General features: G+C 39.6%; 17 protein-coding genes and 1 other annotated feature. Of the genes, 13 read left to right on the top strand and 4 right to left on the bottom strand.

Features of this window, described 5'->3' with window-relative positions; genetic code table 11:
* Nucleotides 1–10: 10 nt before the first annotated feature.
* Nucleotides 11–499, top strand: a complete 489-nt coding sequence (locus FQT67_RS06340) for an EbsA family protein (protein WP_012766806.1) — start codon at nucleotides 11–13, stop codon at nucleotides 497–499.
* On the opposite strand, the gene FQT67_RS06335 is transcribed toward FQT67_RS06340, so the two are convergent.
* Nucleotides 486–683, bottom strand: coding sequence for a ferredoxin (locus tag FQT67_RS06335; RefSeq protein WP_003050175.1), 198 nt, complete (start codon nucleotides 681–683; stop codon nucleotides 486–488). The two genes, FQT67_RS06340 and FQT67_RS06335, sit on opposite strands and share 14 nt — an antisense overlap.
* Nucleotides 684–730: 47 nt before the next feature.
* Between FQT67_RS06335 and FQT67_RS06330 the strand changes: the two genes are divergently transcribed.
* From FQT67_RS06330 to rplT, 5 genes are all read left to right on the top strand, one after another.
* On the top strand, nucleotides 731–1210 hold the full coding sequence (locus tag FQT67_RS06330) for an SAG1386/EF1546 family surface-associated protein (protein ID WP_003054808.1): 480 nt from the start codon (nucleotides 731–733) through the stop codon (nucleotides 1208–1210).
* A 14-nt stretch (nucleotides 1211–1224) separates the two neighbouring features.
* Nucleotides 1225–1905 carry a (d)CMP kinase gene (gene cmk, locus FQT67_RS06325; protein WP_046177505.1) on the top strand — a complete coding sequence of 227 codons (681 nt, stop codon included), beginning with the start codon at nucleotides 1225–1227 and terminating at the stop codon, nucleotides 1903–1905.
* A gap of 23 nt (nucleotides 1906–1928) precedes the next feature.
* Nucleotides 1929–2052: a sequence feature (ribosomal protein L20 leader region), on the top strand.
* A gap of 14 nt (nucleotides 2053–2066) precedes the next feature.
* Nucleotides 2067–2597 (top strand): translation initiation factor IF-3, encoded by a 531-nt coding sequence (gene infC / locus FQT67_RS06320; RefSeq protein ID WP_003050178.1) that lies wholly within the window; start codon nucleotides 2067–2069, stop codon nucleotides 2595–2597.
* A 40-nt stretch (nucleotides 2598–2637) separates the two neighbouring features.
* Nucleotides 2638–2835 (top strand): 50S ribosomal protein L35, encoded by a 198-nt coding sequence (gene rpmI, locus FQT67_RS06315; protein ID WP_002985151.1) that lies wholly within the window; start codon nucleotides 2638–2640, stop codon nucleotides 2833–2835.
* Nucleotides 2836–2893: 58 nt separating this feature from the next.
* On the top strand, nucleotides 2894–3253 hold the full coding sequence (gene rplT, locus FQT67_RS06310; protein ID WP_003050180.1) for a 50S ribosomal protein L20: 360 nt from the start codon (nucleotides 2894–2896) through the stop codon (nucleotides 3251–3253).
* A gap of 284 nt (nucleotides 3254–3537) precedes the next feature.
* On the opposite strand, the gene FQT67_RS06305 is transcribed toward rplT, so the two are convergent.
* Nucleotides 3538–5721, bottom strand: a complete 2184-nt coding sequence (locus tag FQT67_RS06305) for an LTA synthase family protein (protein ID WP_041788932.1) — start codon at nucleotides 5719–5721, stop codon at nucleotides 3538–3540.
* Between the two features lie 146 nt (nucleotides 5722–5867).
* Here FQT67_RS06305 and FQT67_RS06300 point away from each other — a divergent pair, with 146 nt between their 5' ends.
* The 5 genes from FQT67_RS06300 (at nucleotide 5868) to gorA (ending at nucleotide 10954) form a co-directional block, all read left to right on the top strand.
* Complete coding sequence (locus FQT67_RS06300; protein ID WP_003061491.1) at nucleotides 5868–7031, top strand: class I SAM-dependent rRNA methyltransferase; 1164 nt, start codon at nucleotides 5868–5870, stop codon at nucleotides 7029–7031.
* Entirely contained in the window at nucleotides 7028–7714 is a 687-nt protein-coding gene (gene aroD, locus FQT67_RS06295) for a type I 3-dehydroquinate dehydratase (RefSeq protein WP_003057710.1), read from the top strand. The genes FQT67_RS06300 and aroD overlap by 4 nt, the downstream gene beginning before the upstream one ends.
* 97 nt (nucleotides 7715–7811) lie before the next feature.
* Nucleotides 7812–8978, top strand: a complete 1167-nt coding sequence (aroC, locus tag FQT67_RS06290) for a chorismate synthase (RefSeq protein WP_115283325.1) — start codon at nucleotides 7812–7814, stop codon at nucleotides 8976–8978.
* 61 nt (nucleotides 8979–9039) lie between these two features.
* Nucleotides 9040–9381, top strand: a complete 342-nt coding sequence (locus tag FQT67_RS06285; RefSeq protein ID WP_046177504.1) for a YlbF/YmcA family competence regulator — start codon at nucleotides 9040–9042, stop codon at nucleotides 9379–9381.
* 220 nt (nucleotides 9382–9601) lie between these two features.
* On the top strand, nucleotides 9602–10954 hold the full coding sequence (gorA, locus tag FQT67_RS06280) for a glutathione-disulfide reductase (RefSeq protein ID WP_046177503.1): 1353 nt from the start codon (nucleotides 9602–9604) through the stop codon (nucleotides 10952–10954).
* 86 nt (nucleotides 10955–11040) lie between these two features.
* Here gorA and FQT67_RS06275 read toward each other — a convergent pair whose 3' ends face one another.
* Together FQT67_RS06275 and FQT67_RS06270 are read right to left on the bottom strand one after the other, a co-directional pair.
* On the bottom strand, nucleotides 11041–12309 hold the full coding sequence (locus FQT67_RS06275; RefSeq protein WP_046177502.1) for a folylpolyglutamate synthase/dihydrofolate synthase family protein: 1269 nt from the start codon (nucleotides 12307–12309) through the stop codon (nucleotides 11041–11043).
* A gap of 53 nt (nucleotides 12310–12362) precedes the next feature.
* A complete protein-coding gene (locus FQT67_RS06270; protein ID WP_046177501.1) occupies nucleotides 12363–12803 on the bottom strand; it encodes a DUF6556 family protein in 441 nt (146 codons plus the stop codon).
* 235 nt (nucleotides 12804–13038) lie between these two features.
* Here FQT67_RS06270 and FQT67_RS06265 point away from each other — a divergent pair, with 235 nt between their 5' ends.
* Both FQT67_RS06265 and thiI read left to right on the top strand, forming a co-directional pair.
* Complete coding sequence (locus tag FQT67_RS06265) at nucleotides 13039–14181, top strand: cysteine desulfurase family protein (RefSeq protein WP_143936388.1); 1143 nt, start codon at nucleotides 13039–13041, stop codon at nucleotides 14179–14181.
* Between the two features lies 1 nt (nucleotide 14182).
* Entirely contained in the window at nucleotides 14183–15397 is a 1215-nt protein-coding gene (thiI, locus tag FQT67_RS06260) for a tRNA uracil 4-sulfurtransferase ThiI (protein WP_014612191.1), read from the top strand.
* The last annotated feature ends 54 nt before the right edge of the window (nucleotides 15398–15451 follow it).

Raw genomic sequence — 15451 nt, 5'->3', positions numbered from 1 at the left:
CTGATAAAAAATGATTAAATTATTTGGTAAAATAAGGTATCACTGGCAGCCCGAATTATCATGGTCCATCATTTACTGGTCCATTGCCTTTGTTCCTATATTTATAGGGCTATCCTTACTTTATGAAAGAACAGAAATACCGAGTCGAGTCTTTATCTTATTTGCCATTTTTGCTGTTTTAGTAGGTATTGGCTTACACCGCTATTTTATCATTGAGAATAATGGTGTTCTTCGGATTGTATCCCTTAAGCTCTTTGGACCTCGCAAGCTGATGATTTCGTCTATTAGTAAGGTAGAGGTTACCAAGTCTACGGTTTCTTTGTATGTTGGAGAAAAAAGTTATCTCTTTTACATGCGTAAATGGCCTAAAAAATACTTTCTTGATGCTCTAGCAGTCAATCCTTACTTTAAAGGAGAAGTTATCTTGATGGATAATTTGATTAAGTTAGATTATTTTGAGGCTTATCAATACGACAAAAAAGCCCTTACTCGAGGGTAAGAGCCTTGGTTGGGCATGTTTTGACAGCTAAAATAGTGTCTTTGTCAGAAGGGTCAATCACTTGACTTGTTTCAAGGGAATTAGCTAACTTGACGATACCGTCATCATGGTAATCAAAGAGAGAGGAGTAGGTCTGGCATAGACCACAGGCGATACATTTTTCAGGGATAATAGATACTTTCATACGTATTATTCTAATATGATTTTGTTAAATTAACAAGGGGGAAGATCATGGCTAAAGAACCATGGGAAGAAAAGATTGTTGACGACAATAAGGAAACAAGAACACGTCAATCAAGAAGTGCGCTGATTAGCACACCTTGGTTAACGGCTTTGTTAAGTATTTTCTTTGTCATTATTGTTGCTATTCTCTTTATTTTCTTCTATACATCAAATAGTGGTAGTGATAAACAGGCTGAAACAACTGGTTTTTATGGGGCTTCAACACATAAAAAAGTTAAAAAAGCATCTAGTACCAAAAAGAAAACAACAACTCAGGCAACAACAGAACAAACACCAGCTTCTAGCGAGGAAACACCAGCCTCAACTGAAGTAACGGGAGAAACCATTACTGTATTGGCAGGAGAGGGAGCAGCCTCTATTGCAGCACGTGCAGGTATTTCTGTAGAGCAGTTACAGGCACTTAATCCAGAACACATGACTCAAGGATATTGGTATGCCAATCCAGGGGATCAAGTGATTATTAAATAATTGAAGAGGAAGAAATGAAAGCAATTAAAATTGCGATTGATGGACCAGCTTCAAGTGGAAAAAGTACAGTAGCCAAGATTATTGCAAAAAATCTTGGCTATACTTATTTGGACACTGGTGCTATGTATCGCTCAGCAACTTATATCGCACTGACACATGGCTATACGGGTAAAGAAGTAGCCCTTATTTTAGAGGAATTAGCTAAAAAACCTATTTCCTTTAAAAAAGCGGATGATGGTTCCCAATTAGTTTTTCTTGGGGATGAGGACGTGACCTTGGCCATTAGGCAAAATGATGTGACTAACAATGTTTCTTGGGTTTCAGCTTTACCAGAAATTAGAGAAGAGTTGGTTCAGCAGCAAAGACGCATTGCACAAGCTGGTGGCATCATCATGGACGGTCGTGATATTGGAACAGTTGTTTTACCAGATGCGGAACTAAAGATTTTTTTGATTGCTTCAGTAGAAGAACGAGCAGAGCGCCGCTATAAAGAAAATCTGGAAAAAGGTATTGAATCAGACTTTGAGACGCTAAAAGAAGAGATTGCAGCGAGGGATTATAAAGATAGTCATCGTAAAGTCTCTCCCCTAAAAGCTGCCGATGATGCTCTTGTGTTTGATACCACAGGTATTTCCATTGAGGGTGTGGTGCAATTTATTCAAGAAAAAGCAGAAAGAATGGTTGACATGGCCTAGAGCCTATGTTAGAATAGTAATAATGAGAAAAGCAGAAGCGAGAGCTTCTCGCCTTGCGACTTAGGTTGTCTGGCCCTAACATGTCAAATTCCTACGGAATATTATGTGTGCGGGCTTGATTTATCAAGTCCGCTTTCGTTTTTCTCTAAAAAAATAAAGAGGTGAAGATCATAGCTAAAAAGGATCTATTCATTAATGATGAAATTCGCGTTCGCGAAGTTCGTCTAGTTGGTCTTGAAGGTGAACAATTAGGTATTAAACCACTATCTGAAGCACAAGCTTTAGCAGATGCTTCAAATGTTGATTTGGTTTTAATCCAGCCACAAGCTGTTCCTCCTGTTGCCAAACTCATGGACTATGGAAAGTTCAAATTTGAGTATCAAAAGAAACAGAAAGAACAACGCAAAAAACAAAGCGTTGTAACGGTCAAAGAAGTTCGTCTCAGTCCAGTTATCGATAAAGGTGACTTTGAAACAAAACTTCGTAACGGTCGTAAATTCCTTGAAAAAGGGAATAAAGTTAAGGTTTCTATTCGTTTCAAAGGACGTATGATTACTCATAAAGAGATTGGTGCCAAGGTACTAGCTGACTTTGCTGAAGCGACTCAAGATATTGCTATCATTGAGCAACGAGCAAAAATGGATGGACGCCAAATGTTTATGCAGCTTGCACCAATTTCAGACAAGAAGTAATTGTCACAGTTTAATTATATCTTAAGAGGAGAATACTAAAATGCCAAAACAAAAAACACACCGCGCATCAGCTAAACGTTTTAAACGTACAGGTTCAGGCGGTTTGAAACGCTTCCGTGCCTTCACATCACACCGTTTCCACGGAAAAACTAAAAAACAACGTCGTCATCTTCGTAAAGCTGGTTTGGTAAGCTCAGGAGATTTCAAACGTATCAAAGCAATGGTTACAGGCCTTTAAGATTAGGTTTCGTAGACATTTACTAGTATTATAAGAATTATTTGAAGGAGAATTATTAATGGCACGTGTTAAAGGTGGCGTTGTATCACGCAAACGTCGTAAACGTATTTTAAAATTAGCTAAAGGTTACTATGGAGCAAAACACATCTTGTTCCGTACTGCAAAAGAGCAAGTGATGAACTCTTACTACTATGCATACCGTGACCGTCGTCAGAAAAAACGTGATTTCCGTAAACTTTGGATCACTCGTATCAACGCGGCTGCACGTATGAACGGTTTATCATACTCACAATTGATGCACGGTTTGAAACTTGCTGAAATCGAAGTAAACCGTAAAATGCTTGCTGACTTGGCAGTATCTGATGCAGCAGCTTTCACAGCTCTTGCTGATGCAGCTAAAGCAAAACTTGGCAAATAATAAAGATTAAGAAAAAGGAGTCAGGCGATGAGCTTACCTCCTTTTTTTGCTGATATTAGTTATCGTGTAACTCATTAATAGTAACTGATCATCGAAGTAGCTTAAGATACTGAGTGGTACCACTGGAGTTGAATAAATTAACGTGAACTAAAGAAGAGAATGGAGGTCATAATAATCGACATTGTTTGTTTTGGTAATAAGCGTTATTGAATAGAATCAGAGAAAAGATAAGAGGCAGAAACGCATGTTTCTGCCTCTTATTAATAGTGTTAAGATTTGTGGTTTTATTCTTTAGGTTTATCAGTCTCTTCTTTAGGCGCAGGGCCAGTTGTTGCTTCAGTCTTTTCAGCTTCTTTAGGATTTAATTCCAAGTAAGATGGGGCTTTAAAAAGCTTCTGAGTTGATTTGTTACCATTTTTACTATATAAGCTAGTTGAATGAGAGCCAAGCTTAGCTGAAATATCTTTCATCTGTTTTAATTGTTTGGTATAAACAAACTTGCTAGAATCAATCACTTTTAAGCCATTATTCGTGTCAAATCGTAAGAGATCTCCGGTTTGGACAGCGTCACTGGCTGCTAATTGTTGAGCCACAGCTGCACGAATTTCTTTAGTCTTAGCCATGGTCACCTCATCAGGATTGGTAATTTCTAAACCTGTCTGAGTATTGTAAAGTCGACCACTGTAATTGGTGTATTCTGGTGTCATATAGGTACCAGAGGTACGCTGAGCGACAATTTGGCTATTTTGAGGCGATAGGAGGTCTTGACCAAGTTGAACAAGATTGCTGGTATCAATCCCCAAGATATGGAGCAAGGTTGGAAGAGCATCAATTTCACCACCGAAGGTGTCTTTAACACCACCATTGGTGTATCCTGGAATATGAACCATATAAGGAACTCGCTGAAGCATGGCGTTATCATATTCTGACCAGGTCTCAGAGTCTTTGCCTAGGAGAGGAGCAAGGCTAGAATTACGAGAATTTGAAATACCATAATGGTCACCATATAAAACAAAGATAGAATTCTCATACAAGCCAGTTGCTTTTAAATAATCAAAAAATGATTTCAAGGCAGCATCTAAATAATTGGCTGTGGCAAAATAACCATTGATGGTTTCATCATCTGTTTTAGCCAGTGGAAAACCTTCTTCATTGCTTTCACCTTTTAGGCTGGTATAGGGATAGTGGTTACTTACAGTAATAAATTTAGTGTAAAAGGGTTGCTGCAGTTGTTCAAGGTATTTAATGGAGTCCTTAAACATATACTTGTCATTCAATCCATACTGGAATGAGTTTTTGTCAGTTTGTTTTGAGAAGTAACTAGAATCAAAGAAGTAATTATAACCCCATTGCTTGTAAGCATTGTTACGATTCCAGAAAGTCCCGACATTTCCGTGGAAAACCGCACTTGTGTAGCCCCCATTTTGTGCAAGGATACCAGGCGTTGCAAACTGAGTGTTTTCTCCACCATAGTTAACCATGAACGACCCACTGTTGAGTCCAAATAGGGAATTTTCCATCATGGTTTCGGCATCGGATGTTTTTCCAGCTTTCACTTGGTGGAAGAAGTTTGAGAAGGACAAGGTGCCATTAGAATGGTAGAGAGAATTAATGAAAGGTGTAACTTCATACTCCTTATCCCCATCTTTTAATTTGTAGTCGATGAGGAATTGTTGGAAACTCTCCAAATGGATAACAATGACGTTTTTACCTTTTCCAATACCAAAATATTGAGGATCAGGGGCAGCATAGTGATCTTTGACATAAGATTTAACATCAACCAACTCTTCGGCGGTAGCACCATTTCGCTCTTTTTGAGCTTGATAAGTTTGGTTACCGCTGTATAAGGTAAAGGCTGGCAGCCCTAGTGCTCTAACAATATAAGTATTTGAAAAACCGCGTGTCAGTAATTCTGGTCGGTCAATTTCGGCTAAAAAGAGGTTAACCGAAAGAAGTAAACTCGAAAGAGCAGTAACGGCAAAGGCAGCGCGCTTATTAAAAGGCCTGTGGTCTTTTTTGATTTTTTTAGTGATAGTGAGACTAATCAAAATGATAAAATCAAGAATATAAACGATGTCCCAAATCCGCAAAAGGTTTAGAGCAGAATCTCCTAAACCAGCTGAAACTTTACTACTAGCTAACATAGCGCTAACTGTGATAAAGTCTGAAAATTCTCGGTAATAAATAGAATTGGATATTAAGAGAAGGTTGAGAATGATGTAAGCAACCCAAGAGCTGATGTAAAAAGCTCGTGTATTCTTAATATAAAGGGCAAATCCCAATAGTAATAATGCTAATGGGATTGGGTTAATAATAGTTAGAAAGACTTGGTATGCATTTCCCAAATCTAGCGAAAAATCTGTATGATATGCCCACAGCGTCTTTAGCCAATAACAGAAGAGGAGGGTGATAATAAATCCTAATCTTGTATTGATAAAGCCTGTGATAAGTGTTTTAAATTTCTTCACAGTAGGAACTTCCTTATCATTTTTTCCTAAAAATATAATCTCCAAATAAAATCTCAGATTAAATTATATCAAAAATATGGGGCTAATGCTTGTCATAAGTTCAAATTTAGTAGGATTTTTTATCAGATTTTGTTATAATAAAAACTATGAATAAACTCTATATTGATTCTTTTGTGGAAAAGAAGTTAACAGCAGGGGTACAATTATTAGATGAAAAGGACTTTCCAAATCTAGAGCAGGAGGACCAGTTAGTACAACTGGTGACCAAAGCTAATCGCCCGCTTGGGATGGCTTATATCTCTAAGCAAAATAAAGGGATTGGCTGGTATCTTGGCTCAACCGTAACGCAGTTGTCTAAGGCTTACTTTATTGACTTATTTACAGTTGCTAAGAGTAAGAGGCAACAGTTTGCCCAATCGGACTTGACCAACGCCTACCGTCTGTTCAACCAAGAAGGTGATAACTTTGGAGGACTAACGATTGACCTCTACAAGGATTTCGCTGTCTTTTCATGGTATAATGCTTTTGTTTACCAAGAAAAAGAGATGATTATTGAGGCATTTCAAGAGATTTTCCCTGAGGTTAGAGGAGCCTATGAAAAGAATCGTTTTAAGGGTTCACTACCTGAGTCGGCTCACTTATATGGTGAGCAAGCAGAGGATAGTTTTTCTATTTTAGAAAATGGTGTTGCCTATCAGGTTTTCTTAAATGACGGCTTGATGACAGGAATTTTTCTGGACCAACACGATGTCCGAAAAGCCTTGGTAGATGGATTGGCATTGGGGAAATCTCTGCTTAATATGTTCTCCTACACAGCAGCTTTTTCAGTAGCTGCAGCAATGGGAGGAGCTATTGAGACAACATCGGTGGATTTAGCGAAACGGTCTAGAGAGCTATCAGTTGCTCACTTTGAACAGAATCACTTGGACTTGAGTACCCATCATTTTGTGGTGATGGATGTTTTTGACTATTTTAAATATGCTAAACGCAAAAACTTAACCTTTGATGTGATTGTGATTGATCCACCTAGTTTTGCAAGAAATAAAAAGCAAACCTTCTCTGTTAGCAAAGATTACCATAAATTAATCACTGAGGCATTGGACATATTGAGTCCTGAGGGAACCATTATCGCTTCAACAAATGCTGCCAATATGACTGTTAATCAGTTTAAAAAGCAAATTATCAAAGGATTTGGAAATCGTCGACCGGAGTCCATGTGTCTCCAGCAACTTCCAAGTGACTTTACTATCAATAAAGCAGATGAAAGAAGTAATTATTTAAAGGTATTTACTATAAAGGTACGAGAATGAAAATTGTAGCACCAGTCATGCCAAGAAATGTTGAAGAGGCTCAAGCTATTGATATCTCCAAGTATGAGGATGTCCATTTAGTCGAATGGCGAGCAGACTACCTTCCTAAAGAGGAAATTGTCTCAGTAGCGCCTGCTATTTTTGAAAAATTTGCTGGAAAAGAAATTATCTTTACTCTTCGTACAGACAAAGAAGGGGGCAATATTGACCTTTCGGATCAGGAATACGTTGCGGTGATTAAAGAGATTAACGCAATCTATAATCCTGACTATATTGACTTTGAATATTTTAGTCATAAAGCTGTTTTTCATGAAATGCTTGATTTTCCAAATCTAGTCTTGTCTTACCATAATTTTGAAGAAACTCCTGAAAACTTGATGGAAGCTTTCTCCGAGATGACTAAACTGGCACCTAGAGTGGTAAAAATTGCAGTGATGCCAGAGAGTGAGCAAGATGTCCTTGATTTAATGAATTACACTAGAGGCTTTAAAACGCTCAATCCTGAGCAAGAATTTGCGACTATATCTATGGGAAAACTCGGTAGGTTATCGCGTTTAGCTGGGGATGTGGTTGGATCCTCTTGGACCTTTGTTTCTCTCGATCAGGCTAGTGCTTCAGGGCAAGTTAGTCTTAGCGATATGAAACGTATTATTGAAGTGTTAGAAGCAGACACTTCTCATTAAATGAATCATCAAGAAGACATTATTCCCTTGAAAGCTCAGGAATAATGTTTTTCCTTTATCTAGGGAAAACTAAATTTAAAAGGAGAAAAGAGATAAGATGCGTTATTTGACAGCAGGAGAATCTCACGGTCCTTCCTTGACAGCAATTGTTGAAGGTGTGCCAGCTGGTCTAAGTCTTAGCCCAGCGGATATTGATCAGGAATTAAAACGGCGACAGGGCGGCTATGGCCGTGGAGCTAGAATGAGCATTGAATCTGATCGTGTGGTAATATCATCAGGCGTTCGACATGGTAAAACGACAGGTTCTCCAATTACCTTAACGGTGATCAATAAAGACCATCAAAAATGGACAGATATTATGGCCGTTGAAGATATTGAGGCGAGCTTTAAAAGCAAGAGACGCGTTAAACACCCTCGGCCTGGTCATGCTGACTTGGTGGGTGGGATAAAGTATCGTTTTGACGATTTACGAAATGCTTTGGAGCGTTCTTCGGCTAGAGAGACGACCATGCGGGTGGCAGTTGGAGCTATCGCCAAACGTATTCTCACTGAATTGGGAATTACGATATTCAACCATGTTTTGGTTTTTGGAGGGATTCCTATTGAGATCCCTAAAAAGATGTCTCTATCAGCTATGAAGGAGGCAGCTCGCCAATCAGAATTGTCTATTATCAATCCGGATCAAGAGGTAGAAATCAAATCTTATATTGATACTGTTAAAAAAGAAGGTAATACCATTGGTGGCACCATTGAGACAATTGTCCAAGGTGTGCCAGCAGGTCTAGGCTCTTATGTCCAGTGGGACAGAAAATTAGATGCCAAACTGGCTCAAGCAGTTCTTTCCATTAATGCTTTTAAGGGGGTTGAATTTGGCCTTGGATTTGACATGGCCTCTCTGAAAGGCTCTCAAGTGATGGACCCGATTATCTGGGATGCTGATGAGGGATATGGGCGTCAAACCAATCATTTAGGGGGCTTTGAAGGTGGCATGACCACAGGACAACCTCTTGTTGTTAAAGGGGTTATGAAGCCCATTCCTACTTTGTATAAACCACTCATGTCGGTAGATATTGATAGTCATGAACCTTATAAAGCAACGGTGGAACGTTCTGATCCAACGGCTTTACCAGCTGCGGGGGTTATCATGGAAAATGTCGTGGCAACCGTTCTTGCCCAAGAAATCTTAGCAACCTTTTCTTCGGATACGATGCTTGATTTGGAAAAAGCATTTTCAGACTATCGGTCTTATGTCAAACAGTTTTAGATAGCAAGACTGAAGCTTTTATGATATGATTACAAGTAGTAAATGATAAAGGAGACTCGTCATGTCACAAGAAATTTATGATGATGCCAATCGACTTGAAAGGGCGATTCGTGCTCTTCCAGAATACCAAAAAGTGTTGGAAGTGAAAGAAACCATTCAAGCAGACGCTAGTGCTAGCCAACTGTTTGATGAGTTTGTCGCTATGCAAGAAAAAATCCAAGGGATGATGCAATCAGGCCAAATGCCAACGGCTGAAGAACAAACAAGCATTCAAGAACTTAGCCAAAAGATTGAAGCTAATGATCATCTGAAATCATATTTTGAAGCCCAACAGGCTTTGTCCGTTTATATGAGCGACATTGAACGTATCGTCTTTGCTCCGTTGAAAGATTTAGTCAAGTAAGGGAAGCTTCAAGGAAAAATCAGATTGTTGACGAATTTGTCACAGTCTGTTTTTTTGTGGATTTATCCTTGATGTATCAGAGAGTTGAGACTCCTTGACATTTGTGTTATAGTCAAATAAAGTGATGGGAGTAGTAGGCTGATTGTTGTGTTGGTGAAATAGAAGTTGCCTTATCATCCGTCATTTAAAATATTGTATTAGAAAGCAATAGGTGATAGAAATGGTCAATCATTACGATTACATTGTTATTGGTGGAGGAAGCGCAGGAATTGCTTCTGCTAACAGAGCAGCCATGCATGGGGCCAAAGTATTGTTAGCTGAAGGTAAAGAGATTGGGGGAACCTGTGTTAACCTAGGCTGCGTTCCCAAAAAAGTCATGTGGTATGGAGCTCAAGTAGCAGATATTTTAGGGACTTACGCTAAGGATTATGGATTCGACTTTTCAAAGAAAACATTTGATTTTAAACAATTAAAAGCAAACCGCCAAGCTTATATTGATCGGATTCACGCATCCTATGAACGTGGTTTTGACCAGAATGGTGTTGACCGTATCTACGACTATGCTGTTTTTAAAGATGCTCATACTGTGGAAATAGCAGGACAAACTTATACTGCACCGCATATTTTGATTGCTACAGGAGGACACCCTGTGTTCCCAGATATTGAAGGGGCCGAATTTGGGATTAGTTCAGATGGATTTTTTGCCTTGGATGAATTACCTAAACGTACGGCTGTGGTTGGAGCAGGCTATATTGCTGTGGAGCTTGCTGGTGTTTTACAGGCTTTGGGGTCAGAGACGGATTTATTTATTCGTCACGATCGACCTTTAAGAAGTTTTGACAAAACCATTGTTGATGTCTTAGTTGATGAAATGGCAGTTAATGGGCCGCGCTTACACACTCATACAGAAGTGGCAAAGGTTGTCAAAAATACTGATGAGTCCTTGACCCTTTACCTCAAAGATGGCAAGGAAATTGAGGTTGATCAGCTTATTTGGGCTATCGGTCGCAAGCCTAATCTAGAAGGTTTTGGTCTTGACAAAACAGGGGTGGCTTTAAATGAGAAAGGCTATATTAAGACAGATGCTTATGAAAACACATCGGTTAAAGGGATTTATGCAGTAGGTGATGTCAATGGTAAACTTGCTTTGACCCCGGTTGCTGTTGCTGCAGGCCGTCGTTTGTCAGAACGCCTTTTTAATGGTAAAAGTGATGAGAAATTAGACTACCAAAATGTGGCAACCGTGATTTTTAGCCATCCTGTTATTGGGTCCATTGGCTTATCTGAGGATGAAGCTATTAAAGAGTATGGTCAAGAAGCGGTTAAGGTCTATCAATCTCGCTTCACTTCCATGTTTACTGCTGTAACAAATCATCGCCAACCCTGCTTGATGAAGTTGGTAACGGTTGGGGATACCGAAAAAATAGTTGGTCTTCACGGAATCGGCTATGGGGTTGATGAAATGATTCAAGGATTTGCAGTGGCTATTAAGATGGGGGCAACCAAAGCAGACTTTGATAATACTGTCGCTATTCACCCAACGGGCGCAGAAGAATTTGTCACTATGCGCTAAAAATGTAGCTTAAGGCAATAAAAAATGATGTTAACAGTTTTTGAGGAAAGTCTTCTAAACTGCTAGCATCGTTTTTTGTTAGGTGATTAGGGGAATGTGTTTTTAAAGATATTTGCGTTGCTCAGACAATATTGCCTTACCTCGGAGATAAAATAAAGTGATCCTGTAACAACAAAGAGTTCATCAGATGTTAAGGAATCTTGTAACCAGTCTCTGTAATCTTTTACCCGTGGATATTTATCAGGATAGTCCTCTAAAAGATTTGCTTCAGGGAAATCAAAAGTAGTGACAGATACCTCAAAAGTATCTAGTTGTGCCAGCAAGTCGGCTAAAGGCTTACGTTTGAGACCTGCAAAGAGAATGTGAATAGGACGTTTAGGAAATTCTTCTTGTAGTAAGGCCTTTAATTTGGCAATAGAATCTGGGTTGTGGGCACCGTCTAACAGCAGATTAGGACGTATAAATTCAGAACGTCCGGGCCAAGTTGCTGCTTCAATTCCTTTTTGCATTGTTTCTGGAGTTAGTTGAGGAAAGGATTTTCTAAGTAACTGAGCTGTCATCATGGCCAGGCAGGCGTTTGCTTTTTGATGTTGACCTAGTAATTTTAAGTGTAGGTCGGTTAGGATGACATCCTCACATTGAAAGCTGAAGCTAGTTTCTGAAGGCAGTAGATGGAAGGTTTCTCCAAGTTGATACACTGTTGACTTGGTTATTTGAGCACGGTGTTTAAAAACCTGGCTGGCCTCCGGATCAAGTTGGCCAATGACAACAGGCTCCTTGGCTTTGATAACAGCAGCTTTTTGCTGAGCGATATCAGCTAAACTATGACCGAGACGTTCTTGGTGATCAAAACTAATAGAAGGGCAAACAACTGCTAAAGCGTGGAAGACATTTGTTGCATCGGTTTTTCCACCGATTCCAGCCTCAATAATGGCAATGTCGATAGGCCTAAGGTTAGCAAAGTAGTAAAACATAAGGAGCGTCACCAACTCAAACTCAGTTGGTCGATCCCATTGGGTATCTTGAGCCATTTTAGTCAGTATAGGTTTGATGGCCTTCACACAGCAGTCTAGATCCTGCTCAGAAATAGGTTGTCCATTGAGGCAAATACGGTCATGAAAGGACACTATAAAAGGTGACGTAAAGGTTCCGACCCGATAACCAGAAACTGTAAAAATATGTTGCAAATAAGCGGTCACAGATCCTTTGCCATTAGTTCCAACAACGTGAATAGCAGGAAATTGATTTTGTGGTCGGCCTAGGGCTTCAAGTAGCCAAGCTATCCGGTCTAAATCAGTTTTTCGTCCATTAGCCTTAAAAGTGTGAATCCAAGCAATACTATTGTGCGTGCACATCATAATGTCCTATCTTTTTCATCTACTGATGCTAGTAAGCAATGTTAAAGTTTTTAAGGATTGGTAGGAAGGCCAGTATTGGCATCTTCAGTTCCTGCTGCATTGGGAAGTTGTGTTCCTTCAGTTGTTGAAGGAGTATCAGGTGTTGTAGGAGTTGTATCGTTGTGAGAAGGAACGGTAGAAGATGGTGGTAAATTTGTTTTAGTCTCATCGCTATTTTCTGATGAGTCCGTATGGGTCTGATTTCCTTGGGAGGAGTCTTTCTCGATAATCTTGACAATGGTATTGCTAGATTCTTTTGATGTATTGTCAGTTTTTGTATCTGGAGCTGGTTGTAAAGCTCGAGTAATGGTAATAGTCGCCACAATAATACTCAAGATACTACCGATGAGGGCAATAGATTTTTGAAAGGCAGTAAAGCCGGTTTTAATATGTTGTGTAGGAACACCTCCTGATTTACGAGGTTTCTGTTGACGGGAATAATGTGATGACATGTCTTTCTCCTTTTAATCGTCGTAACACTAAGCGCTAGAGAGGATATCTTGAACGGTTAGTTTTCTCCATAACGCTTCACTTATCAGTATAATCTAGAAAAAAAGTGAAGTCAACGGTTTACCTTATGTCTGGGACACAGGTGACTTATGTTCAACATTTAGGGCAATATTTTCCTGATTTCATTTTAGCTATTTTGTGATACAATAAAGTATTGAGTAAAAATGAAGGTGACACATGATTTATTTTGATAATGCAGCCACAACCATTCCTTATGGCGAGGCTCTTAGAACCTACCAAGAGGTAGCAACAAAAATATATGGCAACCCCTCAAGCCTGCATCAATTAGGGACAAATGCAAGTCGTATTTTAGAGGCTTCCCGTAAACAGATTGCTGGTTTGTTGGGTGTTAAAACAGAAGAAATCTTTTTTACGTCTGGTGGGACAGAAAGTGATAATTGGGCTATTAAAGGGATTGCTTTTGAAAAGGCTGCTTTTGGAAAACATATTATTGTTTCAGCGATTGAACATCCTGCGGTAACTGAGAGTGCCAAGTGGCTTAGCTCACAAGGATTTGAGGTATCATATGCTCCTGTAACAGCACGAGGAATAGTAGATGTGAAAGCCCTAGCTGAGCTTCTTCGACCAGATACCATCTTAGTGTCTATTATGGCGGTTAATAATGAGATGGGGGCTATCCAGCCCATTCAAGCTATCTCAAAAATGTTGGCAGATCACTCGACGGTTACTTTCCATGTTGACGCGGTTCAGGCAATCGGCAAAATTCCCACCGCAACCTATCTGACCGAACGCGTTGATTTGGCCTCGTTTTCTGGCCACAAGTTTCATGCAGTGCGTGGTGTAGGCTTCCTCTATAAAAAATCTGGCAAGCGGCTTAACCCTTTATTGACTGGAGGAGGTCAAGAACAGGAGATGCGCTCAACAACTGAAAATATAGCTGGAATTGCTAGTATGGCTAAGGCACTTAGAATGGTAACGGAAAAGGAAACCTTAGCTTTACCTAGACTGAAGGCAATGCGAGAAGTGATTTATCAGGCACTATCAGGCTATCAGGATGTTACTCTATTCTCAGGCCAAGAAGGATTTGCGCCCAATATTATTACCTTTGGTATTAAGGGTGTTCGAGGTGAAGTCATTGTCCATGCTTTTGAAACGCACGACATTTATATTTCGACAACCAGCGCTTGTTCGTCTAAAGCTGGAAAGCCGGCAGGAAGTTTGGTAGCAATGGGAGTACCCGTCAAAGCTGCTCAAACTGCTGTTCGTATTAGCTTAGATGATGATAATGACATGGGACAAGTAGAGCAATTCCTCACAATATTCAAACAGATTTATGATAAAACACAGAAAGTTAGGTAAGATGAACTACTCAGAAATTATGGTTCGCCACGGTGAACTATCAACTAAAGGAAAGAATCGTATGCGATTCATCAATAAACTTAAAAAGAACATTCAGGATGTTTTAGCTCCTTTTCCAGCTATCACTGTTCGTTCAGACCGTGACAGAACTCATGTCTATTTGAATGGCACAGATTACCAGCCAATTATAGAAGCTTTGAAACTGGTTTTTGGGATTCAAGCTTTATCTCCAGTTTATAAGGTTGACAAAAGTGTTCCTGTCTTGGTAGAGACTGTTCAAAACATCATGACCTCTCTTTATCATGAAGGATTAACCTTTAAAATTGCCAGTAAACGGAGCGATCACCAATTTGAATTGGACAGTCGTGAACTTAATAACCTTCTTGGAGGAGCTGTTTTTGAGGTTTTACCAAATATCCAAGCTCAGATGAAACATCCAGATGTGACCCTCAAAGTTGAAATTCGTGATGAAGCAGCCTATATTTACTATGAAGAAATTAAAGGAGCAGGCGGATTACCAGTAGGAACATCGGGTAAAGGGATGCTGATGTTATCAGGTGGTATTGATTCACCGGTAGCTGGTTATTTAGCCCTTAAACGAGGCCTTGATATTGAAGCCGTTCACTTTGCTAGTCCTCCTTACACCAGTCCAGGTGCCTTGGCTAAAGCGCAAAACCTTACTCGTCGATTAACTCGTTTCGGTGGGAATATTCAATTTATCGAAGTTCCCTTTACAGAAATTCAAGAAGAAATTAAAAATAAGGCACCAGAAGCTTACCTTATGACATTAACTCGTCGCTTTATGATGCGCATTACAGATGCTATTCGTGAACAACGCCATGCACTTGTTATTGTTAACGGTGAGAGCCTAGGTCAAGTTGCTAGTCAAACTCTAGAAAGCATGCAGGCCATTAATGCGGTAACATCAACACCAATTATTCGACCAGTAGTGACGATGGATAAGCTTGAGATTATTGAGATGGCTCAGGCAATTGATACCTTTGATATTTCTATTCAACCGTTCGAAGATTGCTGTACTATTTTTGCACCAGACCGTCCTAAAACCAACCCTAAACTAGGTAATGCTGAAAAATATGAAGAACGCTTTGATATTGATGGTCTTGTCCAGCGTGCTGTGTCAGGAATTGTTGTCACAGAAATCACACCTGAAATCGTCAATGATGAGGTTGACAGTCTTATTGAGGACTTGCTCTAATGACATTTTTAGATGTTAATCAAGCAGTAGTAACTCTATAGGAATGAAAAAGCT

Source organism: Streptococcus sp. NCTC 11567 (assembly GCF_902141215.1).
GTDB classification, from domain to species: domain Bacteria; phylum Bacillota; class Bacilli; order Lactobacillales; family Streptococcaceae; genus Streptococcus; species Streptococcus dysgalactiae.
The sequence above is the reverse complement of the archived record's forward strand: the minus strand, read 5'-3'. Positions and strand labels throughout refer to the sequence as shown.

What these genes read in the sequence shown, in the direction of transcription:
- FQT67_RS06285 (WP_046177504.1), top strand. Translation starts at nt 9,040, where the DNA reads ATGTCACAAGAAATTTATGATGATGCCAATCGACTTGAAAGGGCGATT.
- rplT (WP_003050180.1), top strand. Translation starts at nt 2,894, where the DNA reads ATGGCACGTGTTAAAGGTGGCGTTGTATCACGCAAACGTCGTAAACGT.
- FQT67_RS06330 (WP_003054808.1), top strand. Translation starts at nt 731, where the DNA reads ATGGCTAAAGAACCATGGGAAGAAAAGATTGTTGACGACAATAAGGAA.
- FQT67_RS06270 (WP_046177501.1), bottom strand. Translation starts at nt 12,803, where the DNA reads ATGTCATCACATTATTCCCGTCAACAGAAACCTCGTAAATCAGGAGGT.
- thiI (WP_014612191.1), top strand. Translation starts at nt 14,183, where the DNA reads ATGAACTACTCAGAAATTATGGTTCGCCACGGTGAACTATCAACTAAA.
- FQT67_RS06275 (WP_046177502.1), bottom strand. Translation starts at nt 12,309, where the DNA reads ATGTGCACGCACAATAGTATTGCTTGGATTCACACTTTTAAGGCTAAT.
- FQT67_RS06340 (WP_012766806.1), top strand. Translation starts at nt 11, where the DNA reads ATGATTAAATTATTTGGTAAAATAAGGTATCACTGGCAGCCCGAATTA.
- FQT67_RS06265 (WP_143936388.1), top strand. Translation starts at nt 13,039, where the DNA reads ATGATTTATTTTGATAATGCAGCCACAACCATTCCTTATGGCGAGGCT.
- aroD (WP_003057710.1), top strand. Translation starts at nt 7,028, where the DNA reads ATGAAAATTGTAGCACCAGTCATGCCAAGAAATGTTGAAGAGGCTCAA.
- rpmI (WP_002985151.1), top strand. Translation starts at nt 2,638, where the DNA reads ATGCCAAAACAAAAAACACACCGCGCATCAGCTAAACGTTTTAAACGT.
- cmk (WP_046177505.1), top strand. Translation starts at nt 1,225, where the DNA reads ATGAAAGCAATTAAAATTGCGATTGATGGACCAGCTTCAAGTGGAAAA.
- FQT67_RS06300 (WP_003061491.1), top strand. Translation starts at nt 5,868, where the DNA reads ATGAATAAACTCTATATTGATTCTTTTGTGGAAAAGAAGTTAACAGCA.
- gorA (WP_046177503.1), top strand. Translation starts at nt 9,602, where the DNA reads ATGGTCAATCATTACGATTACATTGTTATTGGTGGAGGAAGCGCAGGA.
- aroC (WP_115283325.1), top strand. Translation starts at nt 7,812, where the DNA reads ATGCGTTATTTGACAGCAGGAGAATCTCACGGTCCTTCCTTGACAGCA.
- FQT67_RS06335 (WP_003050175.1), bottom strand. Translation starts at nt 683, where the DNA reads ATGAAAGTATCTATTATCCCTGAAAAATGTATCGCCTGTGGTCTATGC.